Source organism: Methanobrevibacter sp. (assembly GCF_017427765.1).
GTDB lineage: Archaea > Methanobacteriota > Methanobacteria > Methanobacteriales > Methanobacteriaceae > Methanocatella.
In genome coordinates, this window is the sequence record NZ_JAFRSC010000014.1 from 1 (window position 1) to 21,951 (window position 21,951).

Genomic DNA, 21,951 nt, shown 5'->3' on the forward strand with positions numbered 1-21,951 from the left:
TGCTGTGGTTTTAATAGTTGCTAAAAACAAAATTTAAGAATAATTTAAAAGATATATTTCATTAGTAAGTGATTTTAATGGAAGTCAAAACAAAACCTGTTGAACTGATTGAATTATTTTACGATTTGATTTTTGTATATGCAATATCAAAGTTAACAGCATTAATTTCAGAACCGATAAATGGTGTAATTCCACCATATAACTTTTTTGCTTATTTGATTACTTCATTTGTGATTCTGCAGGCATGGCTTTATTTTACAAACTATGTGAACAGATATGGGCAGTGGAAGTGGTATGACTATGCTTTTGCCTGCGTAAACATGATTTCAGTAATTTATATGGCAAATACGATTTCCAATGATTGGGCTACAATGGCGTTTCCATTTGACCTTTCAATGCTGGTGCTGTTATTGACTGTTGTGGCATTGTATTCCATTCAGGCTCAAAAAGAGCATTCAATGGATGGTGCGGCAGGTAATTCAATAACAATACTGTCAGTGGTTTGTACAATTTATGTAATAGCCATTTTATGCACTCTTTTTAATTTGACAGATTATGTTATCTGGATAAATGTCGTTGCGGTTTTAACCGGTGCCTTTTTACCATTCTTTATCAGAGGCAAGTTTGACAAAAGTATTATCAGTTTCCCGCATCTGGTTGAGAGATTTGAACTGTTGACAATCATAACATTCGGTGAAGCGATTGTCGGCCTTACACATTTCTTTGACACATCAAACTTCAATCTGGTTCCAATATTAGTGTTCTTTATAATTTTAACAATGTTCGGCTCATATGTTATTCAGATTCATCGTTTGATGGAACATCAAAGAGTGGAACGGTCACTGAGACTAATGTTCAGCCATTACTTTATTGTAATCAGCATTAATCTGGTCACTGTGGCTTTGGAGCTCGTACACTCCGGTGAAGTAAACCATTTATTTGCAAGCGGATTGATGATTGTATCGCTGGTTATTTTCTACTTGTCAATAATGGCAAATAAGGAATATTATAAGCAAAATATCAAATTAACAAAAAGAGATGTACTGATGATGATAGGAACCACAATTGTGGGAATTGTCGTTATTTTGATATTCATTTCAAATTTATACGCTTTCTTAATCGGAAGCTTAATCATTACATTCGGCAATTTTGAAGTATTGCTTGTGAAGTATAAAATGTTTTTAAGGAACTGAATAACAGTTAATTATATTTAATTACAAATATTGTTTTAAGGTGATAGTTTGAATAAAGATAGGATAATGGCTTTAAGTGACGGTATTGTTGCAATTGCGGCAACAATAATGGTTTTGGAATTGGCGGTTCCTCAAACAATTTCTATTGATTTCCTATTATCTCAAGTACCTATTTTTTACTCATATGTGGTCAGTTTTTCATTAATCTATTTGGCTTGGAGATCACATCACAATGCATTTGAAAAAGCGGATTTAATTGACGGTAAAGTATTTTTGGCTAATGGAATCTGGTTATTTTTCATTACATTGATTCCATTTACAACAGCGCTTGTAGGTAATGGGTCAGATGTAACATTAGCTGAAGCCATTTATGTTATTTCATTGATTTTATGGACTGCATCATTTCAATTTTTAGATATTGCAATAACAAAAGCAAACCCCCAAGCACCGAAAGATGAAGTACGTGACAATAAATCAAGGTTGCTTCTTTTTGGAGGTTATTTCATAGCTTTAATCGTTGCATTCATCATTCCTGAACTGACTACTATAATTATTGGGGTGGATGTTTTAATAATGGCTGCAAATCTTTTTTTGAATGTAAAAAGCGGTTGAATATGGGGATTTAAATGAAATACATTAAATTAGGAAACTCTGATTTGAAAGTCAGCAGAATATGTATGGGTTGTATGGGTTTTGGAGATCCTGAAAATGGAATGCACACATGGACCTTGCCTGAAACAGAATCAATAGAAATAATTACAAACGGACTCGACAATGGAATTAACTTCTTTGATACTGCTATCGGTTATCAGAATGGAACTTCGGAGCAATATGTTGGAAAAGCAATAAGGGAGAACGCTTCACGTGAGGATATTGTTGTCGCAACAAAGTTTTTGCCACGCTCACAGGAGGATATTGAAAACAATGTATCTGGAAGACAGCATATCCACAATATGGTTGAAAAAAGCCTGTCAAATCTTGGACTGGATTACATTGACCTTTATATCTATCACATGTGGGACTACAACACGCCGTTATATGACATTCTTGAAGGCCTAAACGAGGTCATTGAGGAAGGTAAAGTTAAATATATTGGAATATCAAACTGTTTTGCCTGGCAGCTTGCAAAGGCCAATGCACTTGCTGAAGCGGAAGGTTTTGCCAAATTTGTATCAATTCAAGGCCATTACAATTTGATTTTTAGAGAAGAGGAACGTGAAATGATTCCATTATGCCGAACTGACAACATTGCTGTAACACCTTACAGTGCGCTTGCTTCAGGAAGACTGTCCAGATTTCCTGGTGAGGAATCCAAAAGACTGAATGAAGACTTTTATGCAAAATTGAAATATCAAAATTCCGAACAGCAAGATTTGGAGATTATCAAAAGAGTTGATGAAATCGCTCAAAACTATGGTGTGTCAATGACTGAAGTGTCTTTGGCATGGCTGCTTACAAAAGTGACTGCACCGATTGTAGGAGCCACCAAAATGCATCATGTTGAAGGTGCAGTCAATTCCGTTGATTTGACATTAACAGATGATGACATTGGCTATTTGGAGGAACCATATGTGGCTCATGATTTGGTGGGGGTAATGGCAGACAACAAGGTTTCAGCAGGGGATAATGAGAAAGTTTGGATTAAACACACTAAAAATAGGATTTAAATCAAATTATTCTCGCATCTTTTTAATCATTTCTTTTCTGTTTATTCCCATGCCTCCATAAACTTGTGAACTTAATATCATGAAACTTATAATAAACAATATTGTCCCGATTAAATAGTCTATTGGGCTTGCAAGGTTAAATTTGCTTAATTGGATAATTGAGTATATTGCAGCTATTGCTAAAATCCATGCCGTGACAAGACCTGGTGTGTATGGTTTATCTAATTTGTGGATTTTAATTCCAGCTGTGTGTACGAACGCTTCAAAAACGGATAATACGATTGTCATCATGAAGAAAAATACAAAGTTATCAAATATGTATCCCAACCCCAGATAAACTAACCAGAATATAAATACTGCTAAATTGGCTCTTCCCACATCAACATCATTGATATTTATTTCCAGTTTCTTCAACATTAAATCAAAAAAACCGCCCGGCCAATATTTTTCTTCGATTTCATGCAGAATCGCTAATATTGCAAATAGATTTACCAATTTCCTTACAATGGAAATGCCGTCCCAATTCAAAAAGTCATAAACTGTTAAAATAGCAATCAAAACAATGAAAATGTGCAGGTTATATTTTTTGATAAACTCAATCATGAAGAACACCTATCTTAAAAACTTAAATAATTATTTAATTGTCATTCTTTAAATTATTTTTTTTCATTTTTTCGAAAAGTTGTTTAGTAAATAGCATATACTCATGACTTACAGATAGATATTTATGAAAGCAACCGCATTACTTGAAGAAATAAGGGGAAACCTAAAGGATTACCCTATTGAATACCTGAGAAACAAGGTCACAGACGACAGATACAAGGATCCCATAACAAAAAGCCTGGCCAAATACAATTCACAAGCATGGGATGAAATATTTACCCTGAACATTACAGACGACTTTGAAATAGCGGACGGAGTGGTTGAAAACCTCAAAAATGACATTGACTTTTACTTTGACACTTATGCAGGAGGAGATGAGGAGACTAGGGAATTTACAAAATATATTTCACTTTATCTAGCACTCATTGCAAAAAGACCTCTACACCCTGTTGGAGACAATCCGACAAAAGACCAGGTGTTCATGCAAAATGGTGAGTACAAATGCAAATCCCGAATAATGAGTATTAAAGAGGAAAATTCAATGTGCAGATATTGTGTCTGCAAAAACGCAGGTTTAGCTTTCGGATTCTAGGAGAAGCATAATGACAGATGAATACCTTGAAATGTACGCTGAACTTTCAAATCTCATCATAGATGACAATATCCCCACTGGCAGTGATGTTTTGGAAATCCTTAAAAAGTATTCATCAACAATTTCAGTCTTTGACATGATGGATTTCACCTCACATGTAATCGAAGAAAACAAATACGTCCAGGAAAGCTATCGTGAGGATAGCCAAAAATCCTATATCGAATCATTCTTGTTTCGAATAAAAGACATTTTAAACGACAATAACAATTATCCTCAAAACATTGATAGGGAATCATTTGGCGAAGCAGTTGAAGTTTTAAAAACCCATTATGAAACAGGAATACAGGAGACCAAAACCAAAGCCCCATTGATTTTTGAGATAGCTTCAATATATGCAACATTTATTTTACGGGAACCCATACATCCTGTGGGCACGCCGTTTCCGGGATCTTTGAAAGTCAAAAAGGAAAACGGCGAATTCCTATGTCCTGTAAAAGAAGCCAATATAGACACTCCGAATGCAGTATGCAATATCTGTCTTGCTGAACAGTTGGAATTTTAAGGAAATATTTTTTCATCATGACTAACATTAACTATTGCAATTTAAAGCTTTTTTTCCTTGAACTGCAATATATGCTTCGAGAGCAAAAGTACTAAATATTTTGTACATTTATTGGAGAATATTAAAAAATAGAATTTTAAAAATTGAATAAGGACAAATTTGTTAAACAAATTTTGACACATCCTCATTCAATATTCATATCTATTGGTCGGCATTATGCCTGCCAAACATCCTAAGATGTTATATGATATTATGAATTTCAAACTATATAAAAGTTTCATTCATCACTTATTATCAAATTAAAACAATATTTCATTCTAAAAACAATTTTATATTCTTAAAACAATCTTTATTTTAAAAAATAATAAATTATAAATAGTTTTAAGATAAAATATCAAATTCTAAAACACTAATATAATAACTCATATCTTTTGGTGTTTTTATGAAGTGGAAAGAGCATTCAATTAAAAACACTCCAATTAAAGTTGGGGGAATTGGCATCCTGCTTGTTGAAAATATGGTGCTTGCTGTCTCTTATTTATTCCTAGCAAGTTACTATCTATTGTTGACCATTAACTTGTTAATGTAAAACAATCTATGATGTCGAATTGGAAGCCTAGTTGGATTTCATCCGAAATTTTCTAATTTGATAAACTGACAATTTAAATGACGATTAGCTTTAATATGTGTTTCATAGCTTCCTTTTTTACACATGCTCAAAAAAACAGTTATTAATCACACTTTTAAAGCACCAAAATATTTTGATAAGATTTATATGAACTGATACTAAATATTATAATCTAAGAGCTAAAAGTAGTAAATATTTTGTATAGTATACGGGCAAAATAAAATCTATATTATTTTCAAGTTATTTGACTTATTAATCATTAATATTATGTTTATTTTTTATTAACTTGATATATATTATTTAATTAGATTATTAAGTGTAATTTGTTGATATTTTTAAAAATTAAGTCTTTTTTTAGGAATAATTTTTGTCTTTTTTTCTAAAGAGTATTATATTTTGTATAGTTTTTTCAGGATATTGACTTTAAATTCTTTGAAAAATTATCCATGAAAAACATTAATTAACTATTCATATTCTATGTTTCCAATATAATCATGGACTAATAATTTGAAAAAAAGGGGGATTAAGAGTAAATACACTATAATCCATATTTAAATTTGATTCTGTATTCCTGGTTGACTGATTCTGTTTGGATGTATTCTCCTTTGATTAGTTCTGAAATCTCAGCTAAATCCTCATCTGAAATCTTTTCATCATCAGATAACGGCAGGAAGAAAGTAATCTCATCATCTACAATCAAATAGTTTAAAAGCTTAGCTTCCCTTTTCTGGTATTTGCCGATAATCTCTTCAATCTTTTCTTCAATATCATTGTCTAAATTTGCCATTCTATTCACTTTTTATTGATTTTGCAAGTTCAACTCCTTTCTGGAATGCTTTTGCGTAAATGTCTTCATCTGGTACGAACACTGCATCCAATGTATCGAATATTGTAAAGCCTGCACTTTCCAAATCTCTTTGGAGTTTAGCAATAGCTCCACCGCCCCATCCTTTGGATGAAAATACAAGTGCATTCTTTTCGCTGGTTGTGCCCTTGAAGTTTAGGCAGTCAAGCCAGTACATCAGGTTCCCGATTCTTGGGAAAGGCTTATTCATCATTGTCGGAGCACCTAAGGCAATTGCTTTTGAATCAAGAATGTCTGTTACCACTTCTGATTCATAGTCGCTTTCCATATGATACATTACAGCTTCAACGCCTTCACTCATTATTCCTTCGGCTATCTGGTAAGCCAGTTTTTCTGTTGAGTGATGCATTGTATCATAGACAATTGTGATTTTGTCTTCACAAACACCGCTTGCCCAGTTTGAATATGCTTTAACAATCTTTGATGGGTCTTTCCAGATTTGACCGTGACAAGGTGCAATCATTTTAATTTGTTCTACAATTCCTGCATCGGTCAGCTCCTGAAATTTCATCCTGAGCATCGGTGCACCTAAAACCACCAGATTGGCGAAGAATTTTTTAGCAGCTTTCAAAATGAAGTCTTCAGAGTAATCTTCTGCATATCTTTTGGATAAGCACAGGTGCTGTCCGAATGCATCATTTGAGAATAGTATTCCTTCTTCAGCATACATTACAAACATGCTGTCCGGCCAGTGAAGCATAGGTGCTGAAACTATATTCAATGTTTTACCGCCCAAATCAATGCTGTCACCAGTTTTCACAGTTGTAATTTCAACATCAGAGTAAGTGTGGTATTGCTTTTCCAAAAAGTCGGCTCCTTTTGGAGATGCATAAACTTCAGCTTCAGGATATTTGTCAATGGTTTCTTTAAGTCCTATTGAGTGATCAAGTTCTGTGTGGCATTGAATGAATACATCTATTTTGTTTTCACGATTTTCTTTAGCGAATGCATCTTCAATTCTTGCATTCAATTGATTTATCATGCCGTCTGAGTAGACATTGTCAATCAATGCAACTTTTTCATCACCAAATACGAGATAACAGTTGTATGTTGTTCCAGGTATTGCAAAACCGTGGAAACTTCTTGTGTTCCAATGAAGTGCACCAACCCAGTACACGCCATCGGCTATTTTTACGGATTCCGCTTTCATAATATATCACATCATATTTTTCATTTTCATAAATTGTCTTAAAAAATGATCGTTAAAGTTTTTACATATTGCAGAGTACTTGTTGTTTACTCCGATTGCCGTTTGGGGGATGACTGAATTGTATTCACCGTTGAACTGTGCGAAGGTTCCTATAAGTTCCTTTTCATCACTTATTAACATTTTCATCATTGGCAAATCTGTTTTTATGATTTTAAGGTTAGGCAGTTTAGCTTTTTTAAATGTTTCAACGATTTCTATTTTTTCATCCTCCACATAGCAAATTGGGTTTGCAAGGATTTTGATATCAATATTGTTGGGATTATTTCTAATTGCTTTTATCATTGCTTGTGATTCTTCATTAAGAAGAAAACCGGCACGTAATGTTATGGATTTTTGAGTCTTTTTAATAAGGTCCACTTCTTTTTCAATAATCTTTTCAGGAGTATGTATTAGCCATACTGGGGCCTGCACTTCAGCTATCTCGTCAGTGTAAATGTTTTCCAGTTTATTTTCAGTTGTTTCTAACTCTTTGATTAGTTTTTCTTTTTGTTTTTTAAATATCACAGATGGTTCAACTACTGTGTATTTCAAAGGTCTTCCTCTCTTGATTTCAACAAAACCCTTTTCTTCAAGACCTTTTAATATATCATAAATTCTTGAACGGGGTAAATCGGAAACTTTTGCAATTTCATCCGCCTGGCCGGTGATTATTTTGTTCAAACCGATGTAAGCTTGTGATTCATATCTGCTTAAACCTAGCTTTTTGAGAGAATTTATCATTTTTTCCATTTGACGACTTCCATACTAATTAACTATGATTAAAATTTCAAGATTATTTTATTAATAAATTTTGTAACTAATCATACAAATTTAGTGACATTTATTATATGTGCATTAATTCAATAGAAAAATTTCAAAAAGACAAACTGAAGATTAACAATAATACAATATTTCAATAACGTGTTTTTCCATTAACATAATGTTGATAATTCAATAGCTGCTTTTTTAGATTTGATTTAATTGGATGGTTTTGACATTAACGACCAGGATATTGGAAATCATGTCTGGTTTTAAACTACAGTATATATGCAGTTGTTTCAGAATGTAAGTTTTGAACAACTAATGCTGATGTTAATGTTAAAAAGGGAGGTTATGTTTCCATTTGGATTATATGTTATCTGATTCTTAATGTAAAATTTAGATTTTATTATCCTTCAATTTTTTAGAATCAGTTATAATACTTAAAATACATAATATATATTAAAGTGGTTTTTTATGATTGATTTAAATTCAGGCGATGAAAGAATACCTTTCACACCGGTAGCCCTATATATTGATTATATTAGCATTCAATACACCAAGTATTTAAAAGACAATTATCCTGAAATTACTCCTCGTGATTTCACATATTTGAGTACCATTCATCATAATCCCGGTTTAACTCAAAGGGAATTGTCTGAAATATTATTTGTTTCAGAAGCTAACGTTGCTCAAATAATTAAACGGCTTGAGAAAAACGAATTGGTACATCGTGGCAGTGATGAAAATAATAAGTCTAAAAAGATTCTCAATGTTACTGATAAAGCTAAATTAATTATTTCTTCACTATTAAAAGAAATGTATGAATTTGATTCTAAATTTTTTGAGGATTACAGTGATGAAGAGGCAGAAAAATTCAAGAAGATGATTCATGCATATTACGATTGGGCTAACTTATTCGTTAATTTTAAATAGTATAGTTCAGATATTCAATTATGCACTTAAGAATCTTAAGTAATTTAACTAAGGTGAAAATTATGTCTGATAAAGAAAAAACAATTGAAGCACTACAGTTAATTGTAACCGAATTGTCCGCAAATTCATTCGGACACAGGATTCAATCTAAAATATTTGCAGGTCTAGGTTTCCAAGCATTAGGAGACAAATATGCAACTCATGCAACTGAAGAAATGGATTTCGTAGAACAGTTCATGGACCGTATTCTTGATTTAGGTGGAGAAATCAAACAGGAAGCACAGGATGCACAACCAATCTACACTGATATCATAGAGTTCATAGAACATGACTACAATGTATCTGTTGAAGGAATTAAATTATTAAACGAAATGATGGATTCCGGAATATTTGATGCAACAACCTATGACTTAATGAAAGTATATCTCAAGGATGAAGAAGATGATATGGGCTGGAGCGAACAACAATTAGACTTAATTAAAATGATTGGAAAAGAAAATTACTTGACCCAATTATTAATCAATGGCGTATCTGCCGAATAAACACTTAAAGGGATTGCTGAATCCCTCTTTTTATATTATTTCTACAAACTATTTTTCATATTCATGTTTCCAATAGTAATTGAACTATTGTTTACTTATTATCAAAATGTTTTCGTGATTTGTGATTTATATTGTTATTTTGAAATTTGATATGTCGTTATAATTAGTAAATTTATTATTTTTCAGATAACTTTATATTCTCTGAAAATATAATATTAATTAAATGAAATTAAAGGAGTCTGAAGATAATGGATAATATAATTGCAACAACAACTTTATATAAAAATTATCAGTTAGCCATCCCTAAAGCTATACGTAATAAACTAACAGATTTAACTATTGACGATACAATCATTGATTGGTCTATTAATGAGAATAATGAAATTGTAATCAAACCAAGAAAAAAAGTAAGTCTGGATGATGTATTGGGAATTATTGAAGATGATGATCCGAGAGATGCTGTTGAACTAAAAAGGAGTTTATACAAATGAAAAAAATTTTATTGGACTCATCATTCATCATTGCAATATTCAGAAAAAATGATCCTCTACATCAAAGAGCAATAGAAAACAAAGAAGTTCTAGATAATGATTGTTATATCTCAAATGGGATAGTATCTGAAGTAATAACGATATTGGGCCAAAAAACAAAGGATATTACGTTAGTTAGACTAGCATATAACTATATGAAAGATAATTTCACAATAATCGATGAATCCAGCATTAACATGTACAATGATAATGTATTTGCAATTTTTGAAAAATACAATAAAAACAAATTTAAATTGGGATTTATAGATTGTTCGGAAGTTGTCATATATGAATATTATAACTTAGATTATGTTGCAAGCTTTGATGGGGAATTCAAAATATTTGATGAAATTAAATTACTTGACTTAAAATAAGAAAAAATTTAATTATTGGCGGATTTACATAAAATACGATAATCTTATAAATTTAAACTGATATGTTATATGTGAATGGACATGTCTTTTGATTCAAAGAGTGGTAATAATGAATTTTTATTAAAATTTATTCTTTTTTTTATTTGAATTTACCGCCAAAATACTCGTTGTTCTTGTATAAACAATATTATTATTTCCACTTTAAAAACACCAAATATTATTGATAAGATTTATATGGACTGATACTAAATATTATGTTGTAAGAGCGAAAAGTAGTAAATATTTGTATAGTATACGGGCAAAATCCCTTTTAAGAATTTATTTTAAATTTAAATTAATGTTTGGTCAACATAAGATAGATTACGGATAATATGTTTGATTTTGATGGAATAGAAATTGATGAAGGATTACTGGAAAGAACAAATCCTATATTTAACACTGCCAAGATGACTCTTTTTCAATTAGCAGCAGCAGGTAATGATGATGCCAATGATGTAGTTGAAAGGTTGGGCCTTACACTGGAAAATACTCAGAATAGTGATACAGTTAATGTCGATGATGCTGACCTTTTCTGTAACGGCGTTGTTATGGAAGTAAGATATTTTACTAATGGAAAACTCGCAATGGAATCTGGTTTTACAGAGGTTGACTTGCCGTGCGGTTTTACACCTCGAGCCCTTGAATTTGCAAAAAGCGGCAAGAAATTTGTTGGAATGGATCTTCCCGCAACAATTAATGAAGTTGAACCTGTTATCATGTCACTTCTAGAAGAAGATCAAAAAAACCTTGTTAATTTCGAAGGTGTTGATGCAACCAATTATCAATCACTTAAGTCTGCATTTGATAAGATTGAAGGGAAGGTATGTATAACAACAGAAGGACTTCTGATGTATCTTACAGATTCTGAGATGGATGCAATGTGTGACAATATTAAACGGATTCTTGCAGAGCATGGAGGATGCTGGATTACTCTTGACCCTGAGATGTCTCTTCTCTACCTTTTGATAGTGAAAGCATTCTATGGGGAGCGAACAAGAGAGATTATGTGGCAGTCCAAGTATAGAATTGATGATAAATCTGATGTAAATGCCATAGAGAATACAATAACCGTTAGCGTCCGGGGAAACGTTCGGGAAAATATGATGAATGCAATAAATTATATTAAATCCAAGGGATTTAAGTTGGAGAGACTTCCATATGCAGACCATGTACCTGAATTTAAAAGTTTGGATAATGCAGACCCTAAGATTGCAGCTCAGATTAAGGAAGGATTTAAGAAAATATGCATATGGAAAATTACAGTTGATGAATCTATTGATATTTTCGATGCAAAGACAGAGTCATTTAATGCGGATGCATCAATTGATGGCAATAGGCTTAATTTAATCTTGTCCGGAAATTTAGATACATTAAGCGCACCTAAGCTTCTTGCTAATTATGAGAAGATTAAAAAAGATAATGCTGTAAACAGTGTGGTCATTGATTGTTCTAAACTGGAATATGTATCATCTGCAGGGCTACGCGTTCTTCTTATTATGCAAAATGACTGTGATGATGGAGTTATAATGAAGTCATGTAATAAAAAGGTCACTGAAAATTTATCAAATCATGATATAATGATAGTGTAAGAGATAGGTAATAAATATTTTGTATAGTATTTTTAGTATATTGCCATTATATTTGAGTAAATTCTTTGAAAAATTATTTAGAACACATTCATTATCTATTCTATGTTTCCAATTGTATTGCACAATTCCATATTTTGGATATTGGAAAAATTTTTTTATATTTATAAATAAAAAAAGAGAAATCCATTAGGATTTCTTAATTTAAGCAATTATTCACCCAATTTATAAAGCTGCTGGTTGAGTCACCATTTCTTTCAGCTTGAGTGTGGCCTTGTCCCCAAACTGTTGAAAACTCAACATTATCAGAGCCTGCTTTTTGATTCACTGCCAAATAAAGATTCACATCAACACATTGTGAGGTATCTCCCTGTTCAATACCGGTGCTAATTCTCCAGTATTTGGCAACATCAGATGAACCTGCACCGTCATAATAATCACATAAATAAAACATTGGATTGTACATGTCAACCCTTGTTTTCATAGTATTGTTTAAACTGTCTATCTGTGCTAAATCATCCTTGTATTCACTTGCATAATTTGATGAATAGTCGATGTACTTGGAGTATTTATCACTGTTATTGTTAAGCAAGTCAGATAATATTTGATCAAAGTGGGATGAACCGTTGGCATCAAGACCAAATAATCCGTTTTCAGCCTGTGAACGATTCAAGTCATCAAAAGCGGCAACGGATTTTGATGGATTTTTGCAATGTTTCACAAATGCCTCAAGACTTGTAATCTTTGCAGTGTTTGTATTTGAATCATATTCAATCCAGGTATCATTGCCGTTCAGTGAATCAATATAGTCCTGTGCTGTCTGATAAGTTTGTGAGCTATCTGAACTGTCACTGCTTTGAACATCACCGGTTGGCATGGACCCGCTATCGCCAGGTGCTTCACCAGAAGGCATACTTCCAGAATCGCTTGGAGCATCACCGGAAGGCATTGCTCCCATATCTCCGCCGGATGATGGAGTGTATGGGAAAGTTGTATCTGATAGGAAGTTATTCAATGATTCTTCTGTTACTTCCATCATGTAATCATAGTAGCTTCCAGAGGTATAAATGCCTGAATCGCTTTGTTCAAGTTTTAAGGTGTTTCCATTTGGATCTTTCAGGCCCAATTCATTTATGTATGTTGCATATTCTGTTGCAAGGTCATCACTTAACGCACCTGTAAATGTTGAGTTTTCCCGTAAGTATTGTCCCATATTCCATTCATAAGCTTCATCAGCAGTGTCAAGGTTTGTTATAGGACACCAGCACATTGCTCCTTCAATGGCATTTGACAATATGTTTCCATCCTTATCCACCATTGCAGCTCCTATATTTTCTAAATAAGGATTGTATAGTTCGCTGTTTCCTGATGCACCCATTATTGCGGATTGTGCTCCTCCGCCACTATGGCCAAAGGTAAAGACTTTCTCTGCATCTCCAGGTAACACATCTCCGTTAAATTTATAGTAAGTAGTTGCGGCTTTCAAGTCAGTGACTCCATCTGGCGCTTCTGCATTGTCCCTTCCTCTACAGCCGACATCCAGATAAATAAATCCTGCATCAGCATAATCTTTCACTCTATCTCCACTAAAACTGGTTGGCGCAGCACATGAAGAGTAACCAGGAGTATTCACAGGCATTACAATCGGTGCTGAACTTGCAGTGTAATTTCCAATTTTGCCTGCATCATTTATTGTGCAGGTATAAGTTCCATTTGAGTTTTTCTCTCCATTGAAGTACTTTCCAGGAATGTAAATTCCACAGGATTCATAATTTGTATCTTCAGGGTTAGTACAATAAACCAATCCTATTTGATAGTAAATATCATTTGTTTCATCATAATTCCATTTATTCATATTAATTGAGAGTTTTTCAGAAAGTGCTGATTCGTTATATGAAATTCCATCACCTTTTTGTGGGGAATTACTTCCAAACATTAAAAAACCCCCAACAACAATTAAAAGAATTAAAATAATGATGAGAATTTTATGCATATTTTTCATAATATCACCATTATGCATAACATTTATAATTGAAAGTAAATAATGCTTTTTAAAAAATTTCAAAGAGTTGATTTGTATTTGGTATTGATATTTTAATCAAAATAAATTCATTAATTTCATATATTGTGCTGTATTTAAATATCACTACATTAAATATATGCTGTAAGAGCTAAAAGTAGTAAATATTTTGTATAGTATACGGGCAAAATCATTTGTACATAATTTGGGCATTATTTTACTTATTAATCATTTAATATTAAGTTTTTTTATTCATTAACTTAATATAACTTCTTTTATGATTTTGTTAAGTGTAATATGTTTATATTTTTAAAAAATAAGTCTTTTTTTAAGGAATAAATTTTGTCTTTTTTTTTAAAGAGCATTATATTTTATATGCTTTTTTTCAGTATATTGACTTCACATTCTGAGTAAATTCTTTGAAAATTATTTAGAACATCTTCATTAAATATTTCCTGTTTTTATATGATTTAATATACATCAATGTTATGGGATTATAATTTGAGATATGTGGTCGTTAATGTTTTTTAAAAAGTAGTGGGATTATCTTTGTTTTAGATGGCATTGATGCCACATTATCTTTAAATATGAATTTTCATTTAGATTAATCCATGAAAATGAATGTTAATAATGAAACTGTTAGGATGACCACATTTTTGGCCGCTTTGTTTGCCGTATGTTCTGGTCTTGCAATTGGAAATCTGTATTGGGCTCAGCCATTGCTGGTTGAGATTACAAACGCCTTTGGACTTTCACCCGCCAGCGGTGGACTGCTTGTAACAGCAACTCAAATAGGGTATGCATTGGGAATTTTATTTATTGTACCTTTAGGAGATTTTGTTCGAAGAAAAAGACTGATTGCTATCGTAATGGTCTTGTCCATTGTTACTTTGGTTGCATGTGCATTGTCTCCTTCATTTGTAATATTGGCGCTTTCACTGTTCAGCATGGGTATTGTAACAATTTCCGGTCAGGTCATATTGCCTTTGGCAGGTGATTTGAGCAGTCCTGAAGAGCGCGGACATATTGTTGGAATTGTGGCTTCCGGAATAACAACTGGAATTCTCTTTTCAAGATTTGTAAGCGGTATTCTTGCAGGAATGTGGGGCTGGAGATCAGTATATCTGATTGCAGCCATATTGAATTTGATTATGGCTCTTGTGATGATTTATGTTCTGCCGGACATTCCAAGAAAAAACAAGCTGGAATCATACAGTGGTCTTATAGTCAGTGTATTTACAACTTTTAAAAGACATGGCACTTTATATAGGATTTTACTTCACAGCGGATTATTGTTCGGTTTGGTTTTCAACATATTCTGGACTTCACTGACATTTTTATTGTCCGGTGAACCATTCAATTACAATACTTTCCAGATTGGTCTTGTCAGTCTCGCAGGCCTTGTTGCAGCAGTATGCGGACTGTACTTCGGCAAACTGCAGGATAATGGTTTGGGCGTGCCGGCTTTAGGAGTATTTGTAGTCATGATTATCGCAACAATGATTTGCGGTCTGATGTTTTCAGATTCCATAATTGCAATTGTCGTCATTGCAGCTGTATTTTCAATAGGTGTTCAGGGAATAACTGTCCTGTCCCAGGCAAGATTATTTGCGTTATCTAATGAGGAGAGAAGCAGGTTGAATACTGTTTTTGTTGTTAACAATTTCATTTTCGGCGCCATTGGAAGTGCATTGGCTTCATTTTTATGGTCACTTGGCGGATGGTCATATGTAATGATGGGAGCGATTTTAATTTCAGTAATTGCGCTAGTTGTGTGGGTCTCATCAAGAAAAGCATTTCATGAAGTTGATAGTGGAGTTTAAATATTGAATTGATCCGAGTGGAGGTATTTGCAATGAAAAATATTTTAGTTTTAAACGGTTCACCAAGAAAAAAAGGTAAAACAAACAAGCTTGTAAATGCATTTTTGAAAGGTGCTGAGAATAATCATATTGATCATTTTCATTTGTATGATATGGAGATTAGGGGATGCAGAGGCTGTGAATCATGCAGGCAGAACGATACAAATAATCCATGTGTACAGAAAGATGATATGAATCAGATATATGATTCATTTAACCGTGCAGACGTTATAGTATTTGCATCACCAATATACTTTTGGACAATATCTGGGCCTTTAAAAACTGCTGTGGACAGGTTATATGCAATGCTTACAGCTAAAGGTTATGGGGAGTTTAGAAAAGAAAGCGTTTTGATAATGACTGCAGGTGGTGCTGATTACACTCAGGCACAAAAATGGTATGAAACTTTCGAAAAAAATTTGAACTGGGTCAATCTTGGAGAAATACTTGGAGCACATAAGATAAAAGAAGCAGAAGAGCTAGGAAAAACTATTCAATAAGCATAGTAAGTTTTTCTAATGTATTATTAATCGGGTGGCATTGATGCCACAATAATCTTTTATATGCTTAATTTAAAGTTATTAGTATAAAATGGAGGTAATTAACATGCCAGTAATTAGTTTTGATATTGTAGAATTGGAAAAAGAACAGAAAGAAATTTTAGCAAAAGAATTTTCAGAGTCAGCTTCAAGGGTAACAGGTTTACCTATTGAAATGATTTATGTCCTGTTCAATGAAAGAAAAATGGATAATGTAGGTGTTGGCGGAGTTCTTTTAAGTAATCAAGAATAAGATTATTATTCTTGATTCAAATCCAATATTTCAAGATACATTTCTTTCAATTCTTCTTTTTCATGATCGTTGTAGTGTTCGTTGTTTTTATCGTTGTTTAATGCGAACAATAATAGTTCGTAGAATACTTTGTTTAGTGAGTGTCCCTTTTCTGTCAGATGGTATGTGATTTCATCATTTTCATCAAGTCTTTTGATAAGGCCGTTGTTTTCCATGGTTTTTAAGCATCTTGTCAGTGATTTATTGTCAAGTGTTTTTCTGTTTGTCTGGAATTCGTTGAAGTGTGTTTTTCCTAAAAACAGGTCTCTTAGTATATGCAGTGTCCATTTGTTGCTTATGTCCTTGATTGCATCTTCAACAGGATTTCTCTCGTATTTTTTTTCATAATACTTTAACTTTTTAGCATCCATATTTATATGTTGGATATTGTAGTTTTTTAATTTTTCTTGTTTGATGAATTAAAAAAAGAGGTGTTATGTTTCCATTAACATATGGTTGATAATTCATTATCTACTTTTTTTTAGTTTTGATTTAATGAGCGGGCATTAACATTAACGACCACTCTTTTTAAATTCAATCGAGGTTTTCCGATGAGATATATACAGATCTTCGCAAAAGAAATTTTGAATGGCTGAATTAATTGTTAATGTCATGAATAATTTTTTATTGTTTTATGTTTAAAGCCAATATTGTTTAATTTTGAAAAATTGTTGTCATTTTAAAGCAAAATTACTTAAATGTGTAAGTATAATGTATTTCTGTTCTAATCTGTGTTGTCGATTATGTTAGATAATCCTTGAAATTAATAATGTTTCGATTGTATTCGAAATTATGTTGATATTGATGATTTTGTAGAGTATGTGGCAAATCTATTGTACATAAATTAGTCATTATTTAACTTATTAATCATTAATATTAAGTTTTTTCTTCATTAACTTAATATAACTTTTTAATGATATTATAAAGTGCAATATATTGCTATTTTTAAAAAAAGAGTCTTTTTTAGGAATTAATTGGGTCTTTTTTGACAGATGTTTATATTTTGTATACTTTTTTTTAGCATATTGATTTACATTTGAGTAATTTTTTTGAAAAATTATTGAGAAAACTTTCATTAATTATTTCATATTCATGTTTTCCAATTGATTTTGGAGTAAGTTTACACCTTGGCTTTGAAAGAGTCGTTTTGAAAGAGTCAGTATATTTATTAATTATAAGAATATAAATTATAAATTAAATGATAATTTAAATTCGAGATATATATATAATTTATATATGTTCAAATAAGTGAGTCTGAGAATAGGCTTAAAAAACTTTTTGATAATAAAATATTTATTTTCTTATTTACATTCACTATTAGAGCAATATGTTGTTATGTATATGGATATTTGACTATTGCAGGATGGTTTATAGTCCCTGATATCGGACTGGGCCCTGTTTTTGCTTTGATGTTTGGTCCGGTTGGAGCATTAGGTCATTCACTTGCCATGTTCTTTTTCGAACTTAGCATAGGTGGTGATTTACCTTCCTCAATTACTGACTTTTTAATCACGTTTTTCATTTCCATTATTGCATATAAACTGTGGTATACTAAATTCAATAGAAAATCAGTGAGCACCCCTAAATTTGATTCAACAGAAAATATTTTGAAATTCATAAAAATAATATTCATTATTTCTGTTTGTTACTGGTGTTTTGTTAATATCGCACTTAAAGCATACCCTCCATTGGGCTATCTGTATCCATTAACAACAGCAATTAATGTATTTTCATATTTTTTAGACATGTTTAACTTTGGAATAATCTTCGGTTTATTGCTCATCAGTCTCTTTAATATATTAAAAATCCCATTACAAACTCCAAAAAATGTAATTAATGGAATTGAAATTAAATACGACTATTTCGCAGTAATGTTTATATTTATGCTCTTTTATACTATTATAATTTTAGCCACATCTTTTGACAATACTCTTGTGAACATGATCTTTCTTTTAATATTCCTAATCACTGCAACATTATTTGTTTTAAATAAACTTGATACAAATATTGAAAGCAAATGGACTAATTATTCAATCATCGAACAGATAATCATGATATTTTTAGCGATATTGGTTATAGTGACATATGTAAACTTCGATACAATTACATTATTAATTCAACATCTTACTGGACGGTGGGTTGCGGATATCAATTTTGCATATATGATTGCTATTGCTTATGGAAGCGTATTAGTTTTAATCTTTTTAATATACCACATTATCAATATCGAAAAAATTCTAACAAATCCAATCTATGATTTAATAAGTGCTTTAAAGGCATATAAGAAAAATAAAGAAGTGGAAGAAAATACTGAACTAAGCAAAAGATTGGGAAGATATGGCAAAAGAGACGATGAAATATCCAAATTAGTTAATTCTTTTGTCAAAATGATGAAATCTATTGAAAATCATTTATCTGAAATTAAAAAAGCAACTATTGAAAAAGAAAGAATTGAAACTGAGTTCAATGTTGCAAATAATATCCAAACACATATGTTAAAAACAGATTTTGATGAATTTTCTAAAGATAAGCCCTTTGAAATTTCTGCGTTTATGAATCCTGCAAAAGAAGTTGGTGGGGACTTTTATGACTATTTTGACATAGACGATGAACATATAGGATTTGTAATTGGGGATGTCAGCGGAAAAGGAATCCCTGCAACATTATTTATGGTTAAGACCATGTATCTGATTAGAAATCACAGTAAATCCCACGATAATCTTAAGGAATTTTATGAAACTGTCAATGATTTATCCTGTCAAAGGAATGAAGAAAATTTATTTATCACATCATGGTTTGGAAAATTAAATATAAAGACCGGAAAACTAAGTTTTGTAAATTCAGGTCATGAAAAACCATTGATTAAAGAAAAAAACAAAAATTTTGAATATTTGGATACCAATCCCAATTCTGTTTTGGGACTAATGGATGGAATGACATATGACGATCAGGAATTAAGTTTAAACCCAGGAGATTCAATATTTTTATATACTGATGGAATTACAAATGCAAATAATAACTATGAGGGATTCTTTGGTAGTGACCGTTTAAAAGAAACTATAAATAAATATGAAAATGAAAATCCAAATGTAATACTCGAAAAAATTAAGAATGAAGTATATGAATACTGCAATAATGAAACTCAATTTGATGATATGGCAATGTTAATAATCAGATATAATGGATGTGAGAATAATGGAAAATAAAATGGAACTTTTTAAATCAAGGAAATTTATTGTATTATTCTCAATTGTTTTAACTACAATTCTTTTTGGGCTCTCCAGAATTTTCCCCCAATTGGGTGACGTTCATATAATAATGCTCCCAGTTTTAAGTTTAATTTTAGGGCCTTTTGCAATTTTAGGATTTGCACTGATGGAATTTATTTATTTGATGATATCCCATCCAGAATCCATTTTATTAAATTTATTAATTGTATTCATCTTTTTTATCAGCAATTTTGCGATATGGAAATTGTGGTACTCAATTATGAATAAAAATGGATTGGAAAGTCCGAATTTTCCAGGATTATATAATTTAATTAAATTATTCATCATATTCTCACTATATGCCATAATGATATTGATTTTCTTTGATTTTATCAGTGCAGGAGTAATAAACTATGAGTTTAAATTTGATTTTATTTCAACAATATTCAGTTTCTTTATTGTTATAATATTCACATATGTTATTAATTACTTCGAAATACCAATGTATATTCCAAGAATACAATTTAAACAGTTTTTACCTAAAAAAAATATATCCTATTTTTTTAATATTGTTCTTCACTATAGGATTAATTCAAACATTTTTCCTAGATTCCAATTATGACATATTAATGTTAGTCATCACAATATTTCTTATAATCTATTTATTAAAACCATATGATGGTGATATTTTCAAAATTAAACACAATACTGTACCAAACGTATTTTCAAAAGTAAATATTTCCATAGTATTGATAATCTTGATTATCTCAATTATTACAGTAATTATGGATTACATTTTGGGTTTGGGCTACAGTGAAAGTTATTTAAATATCGCCAGAACTACCATGTTTTTATTTATCATAATATCAATTCCACTAGTGTTTTACTTATATTACTTAGAAAAAAATGTAACAGAACCATTGAATAAGGTATCTGAAATCATAACTGAAGGTATTACAACAATTGAAGACCATTCAAAACATGTGGAAAAATTGGAAAAAATCAAGGTAAATAACGAAATAAGAATACTGATTGATTCATTGCGAGACATGGAATATGATGTAGTAAAACATGCACAAAACTTGAGAAAGGTAACCTCTGAAAAAGAAAGATATGAAACTGAACTGAAATTGGCCAGCGACATTCAAAATTCAATGATTCCAAAAGATTTTGAAGAATTCCATGATAAATTTAGTGAAAACAGAGATAAGTTTGAACTTTGGGGAATAATGAAAGCTGCCCGTCAGGTAGGGGGAGACTTTTACGATTATTTCCAAATAGATGAAGACAATATAGGATTTGTAATTGGAGATGTCAGCGGAAAAGGAATATCAGCCGCATTAATAATGGTTAAAGCAATGACATTAATTCAGGATTATACAAAGCAGTATAATGATTTATCAAAAGCATTTTATAAAACAAATAATGATCTTTATGAAGAGAATGTGGATGATCATTTTGTTACCTGCTGGCTTGGAAAAATTAATATGAAAAGCAACGAATTGTCATTTGTTAATGCAGGCCATAATTCTCCATTAATTAAATTAAACAATAATGATTTTGAATATATGGATGTTAAACCAGGATTAGTATTGGCAGCCATGGAAGATACGGATTATAAAACCCATACTATCTCATTTAAAAAAGATGACACAATATTTTTATATACTGATGGTGTGACAGAAGCCAATGAGGATTATAAAGAATTTTATGGTGAGGAAAGACTAAAAAATATTATAAATAAACACAAAAACGATAATGTTAATAATATAATAGAATCCATAAAAGAGGACATTAAAGAATTCTGCAATTATGAAGAACAATTTGACGACACAACAATGTTTATTATCAGAGCAAAATAAGAGGATGGGTTTTATTTAATCAAAATAAAAATCATTCCCTAATAGTTTAAAATTAAAGCTCACGGCCGTGAATTTCATTCCGTATTCATGGATTTTTTAGAT

General features: G+C 31.5%; 23 protein-coding genes. 17 read left to right on the plus strand and 6 right to left on the minus strand.

Features of this window, described 5'->3' with window-relative positions:
• The first annotated feature begins 77 nt into the window (after nucleotides 1–77).
• From IJL02_RS03115 to IJL02_RS03125, 3 genes are read left to right on the plus strand one after another with little or no spacing between them, the layout of a single operon-like run.
• The gene (locus IJL02_RS03115; RefSeq protein ID WP_292808918.1) at nucleotides 78–1,193 is read left to right on the plus strand and encodes a low temperature requirement protein A; all 1,116 of its coding nucleotides are present in this window, start codon (nucleotides 78–80) and stop codon (nucleotides 1,191–1,193) included.
• Between the two features lie 48 nt (nucleotides 1,194–1,241).
• Complete coding sequence (locus tag IJL02_RS03120) at nucleotides 1,242–1,805, plus strand: TMEM175 family protein (RefSeq protein WP_292808920.1); 564 nt, start codon at nucleotides 1,242–1,244, stop codon at nucleotides 1,803–1,805.
• A gap of 14 nt (nucleotides 1,806–1,819) precedes the next feature.
• Nucleotides 1,820–2,860: an aldo/keto reductase gene (locus IJL02_RS03125; RefSeq protein WP_292808922.1), complete on the plus strand. Its 1,041-nt coding sequence runs from the start codon at nucleotides 1,820–1,822 to the stop codon at nucleotides 2,858–2,860.
• Nucleotides 2,861–2,866: 6 nt separating this feature from the next.
• Here IJL02_RS03125 and IJL02_RS03130 read toward each other — a convergent pair whose 3' ends face one another.
• Entirely contained in the window at nucleotides 2,867–3,463 is a 597-nt protein-coding gene (locus IJL02_RS03130; RefSeq protein WP_292797767.1) for an HXXEE domain-containing protein, read from the minus strand.
• Nucleotides 3,464–3,587: 124 nt separating this feature from the next.
• Here IJL02_RS03130 and IJL02_RS03135 point away from each other — a divergent pair, with 124 nt between their 5' ends.
• From IJL02_RS03135 to IJL02_RS03145, 3 genes are all read left to right on the plus strand, one after another.
• On the plus strand, nucleotides 3,588–4,055 hold the full coding sequence (locus IJL02_RS03135) for a DUF2115 family protein (RefSeq protein ID WP_292808925.1): 468 nt from the start codon (nucleotides 3,588–3,590) through the stop codon (nucleotides 4,053–4,055).
• 10 nt (nucleotides 4,056–4,065) lie between these two features.
• Nucleotides 4,066–4,617 carry a DUF2115 family protein gene (locus IJL02_RS03140; protein WP_292797771.1) on the plus strand — a complete coding sequence of 184 codons (552 nt, stop codon included), beginning with the start codon at nucleotides 4,066–4,068 and terminating at the stop codon, nucleotides 4,615–4,617.
• Between the two features lie 442 nt (nucleotides 4,618–5,059).
• A complete protein-coding gene (locus IJL02_RS03145) occupies nucleotides 5,060–5,206 on the plus strand; it encodes a hypothetical protein (RefSeq protein ID WP_292808927.1) in 147 nt (48 codons plus the stop codon).
• A 577-nt stretch (nucleotides 5,207–5,783) separates the two neighbouring features.
• On the opposite strand, the gene IJL02_RS03150 is transcribed toward IJL02_RS03145, so the two are convergent.
• The 3 genes from IJL02_RS03150 to IJL02_RS03160 are packed head-to-tail and all read right to left on the minus strand — an operon-like array spanning nucleotide 5,784 to nucleotide 8,049.
• Complete coding sequence (locus tag IJL02_RS03150) at nucleotides 5,784–6,032, minus strand: hypothetical protein (RefSeq protein WP_292808930.1); 249 nt, start codon at nucleotides 6,030–6,032, stop codon at nucleotides 5,784–5,786.
• Between the two features lies 1 nt (nucleotide 6,033).
• Nucleotides 6,034–7,260 (minus strand): FprA family A-type flavoprotein, encoded by a 1,227-nt coding sequence (locus tag IJL02_RS03155; protein WP_292808932.1) that lies wholly within the window; start codon nucleotides 7,258–7,260, stop codon nucleotides 6,034–6,036.
• 6 nt (nucleotides 7,261–7,266) lie between these two features.
• Nucleotides 7,267–8,049 carry a TrmB family transcriptional regulator gene (locus IJL02_RS03160; RefSeq protein ID WP_292808934.1) on the minus strand — a complete coding sequence of 261 codons (783 nt, stop codon included), beginning with the start codon at nucleotides 8,047–8,049 and terminating at the stop codon, nucleotides 7,267–7,269.
• A 486-nt stretch (nucleotides 8,050–8,535) separates the two neighbouring features.
• On the opposite strand from IJL02_RS03160, the gene IJL02_RS03165 reads away from it, so the two are divergent.
• The 5 genes from IJL02_RS03165 (at nucleotide 8,536) to IJL02_RS03185 (ending at nucleotide 12,068) form a co-directional block, all read left to right on the plus strand.
• Nucleotides 8,536–8,994: a MarR family transcriptional regulator gene (locus IJL02_RS03165; protein ID WP_292808937.1), complete on the plus strand. Its 459-nt coding sequence runs from the start codon at nucleotides 8,536–8,538 to the stop codon at nucleotides 8,992–8,994.
• 62 nt (nucleotides 8,995–9,056) lie between these two features.
• The gene (locus tag IJL02_RS03170; RefSeq protein WP_292808939.1) at nucleotides 9,057–9,536 is read left to right on the plus strand and encodes a bacterioferritin; all 480 of its coding nucleotides are present in this window, start codon (nucleotides 9,057–9,059) and stop codon (nucleotides 9,534–9,536) included.
• A gap of 248 nt (nucleotides 9,537–9,784) precedes the next feature.
• Nucleotides 9,785–10,027: a hypothetical protein gene (locus tag IJL02_RS03175; protein WP_292808940.1), complete on the plus strand. Its 243-nt coding sequence runs from the start codon at nucleotides 9,785–9,787 to the stop codon at nucleotides 10,025–10,027.
• Nucleotides 10,024–10,440: a PIN domain-containing protein gene (locus IJL02_RS03180; protein WP_292808941.1), complete on the plus strand. Its 417-nt coding sequence runs from the start codon at nucleotides 10,024–10,026 to the stop codon at nucleotides 10,438–10,440. The genes IJL02_RS03175 and IJL02_RS03180 overlap by 4 nt, the downstream gene beginning before the upstream one ends.
• Nucleotides 10,441–10,811: 371 nt before the next feature.
• Nucleotides 10,812–12,068 carry an STAS domain-containing protein gene (locus IJL02_RS03185; RefSeq protein ID WP_292808943.1) on the plus strand — a complete coding sequence of 419 codons (1,257 nt, stop codon included), beginning with the start codon at nucleotides 10,812–10,814 and terminating at the stop codon, nucleotides 12,066–12,068.
• 196 nt (nucleotides 12,069–12,264) lie between these two features.
• On the opposite strand, the gene IJL02_RS03190 is transcribed toward IJL02_RS03185, so the two are convergent.
• Nucleotides 12,265–14,067, minus strand: coding sequence for a subtype A tannase (locus tag IJL02_RS03190; RefSeq protein WP_292808944.1), 1,803 nt, complete (start codon nucleotides 14,065–14,067; stop codon nucleotides 12,265–12,267).
• Between the two features lie 635 nt (nucleotides 14,068–14,702).
• Between IJL02_RS03190 and IJL02_RS03195 the strand changes: the two genes are divergently transcribed.
• From IJL02_RS03195 to IJL02_RS03205, 3 genes are all read left to right on the plus strand, one after another.
• Nucleotides 14,703–15,908 carry an MFS transporter gene (locus IJL02_RS03195; protein WP_292808945.1) on the plus strand — a complete coding sequence of 402 codons (1,206 nt, stop codon included), beginning with the start codon at nucleotides 14,703–14,705 and terminating at the stop codon, nucleotides 15,906–15,908.
• Between the two features lie 32 nt (nucleotides 15,909–15,940).
• Nucleotides 15,941–16,447: a flavodoxin family protein gene (locus IJL02_RS03200; RefSeq protein ID WP_292808947.1), complete on the plus strand. Its 507-nt coding sequence runs from the start codon at nucleotides 15,941–15,943 to the stop codon at nucleotides 16,445–16,447.
• A 106-nt stretch (nucleotides 16,448–16,553) separates the two neighbouring features.
• Nucleotides 16,554–16,739: a tautomerase family protein gene (locus IJL02_RS03205; protein ID WP_292808949.1), complete on the plus strand. Its 186-nt coding sequence runs from the start codon at nucleotides 16,554–16,556 to the stop codon at nucleotides 16,737–16,739.
• A gap of 5 nt (nucleotides 16,740–16,744) precedes the next feature.
• Here the strand turns inward: IJL02_RS03205 and IJL02_RS03210 are convergent, their stop codons facing one another.
• A complete protein-coding gene (locus IJL02_RS03210) occupies nucleotides 16,745–17,149 on the minus strand; it encodes a helix-turn-helix domain-containing protein (protein ID WP_292808974.1) in 405 nt (134 codons plus the stop codon).
• A gap of 978 nt (nucleotides 17,150–18,127) precedes the next feature.
• On the opposite strand from IJL02_RS03210, the gene IJL02_RS03215 reads away from it, so the two are divergent.
• The 3 genes from IJL02_RS03215 to IJL02_RS03225 all read left to right on the plus strand — a co-directional run bounded on the left by IJL02_RS03215 (nucleotide 18,128) and on the right by IJL02_RS03225 (nucleotide 21,849).
• Nucleotides 18,128–19,984 carry a SpoIIE family protein phosphatase gene (locus tag IJL02_RS03215; RefSeq protein ID WP_292808976.1) on the plus strand — a complete coding sequence of 619 codons (1,857 nt, stop codon included), beginning with the start codon at nucleotides 18,128–18,130 and terminating at the stop codon, nucleotides 19,982–19,984.
• Nucleotides 19,974–20,609: a hypothetical protein gene (locus tag IJL02_RS03220; RefSeq protein ID WP_292808977.1), complete on the plus strand. Its 636-nt coding sequence runs from the start codon at nucleotides 19,974–19,976 to the stop codon at nucleotides 20,607–20,609. Before IJL02_RS03215 ends, IJL02_RS03220 begins: the two co-directional genes overlap by 11 nt.
• 163 nt (nucleotides 20,610–20,772) lie before the next feature.
• Entirely contained in the window at nucleotides 20,773–21,849 is a 1,077-nt protein-coding gene (locus IJL02_RS03225) for a PP2C family protein-serine/threonine phosphatase (RefSeq protein ID WP_292808978.1), read from the plus strand.
• Nucleotides 21,850–21,951: the final 102 nt, after the last annotated feature.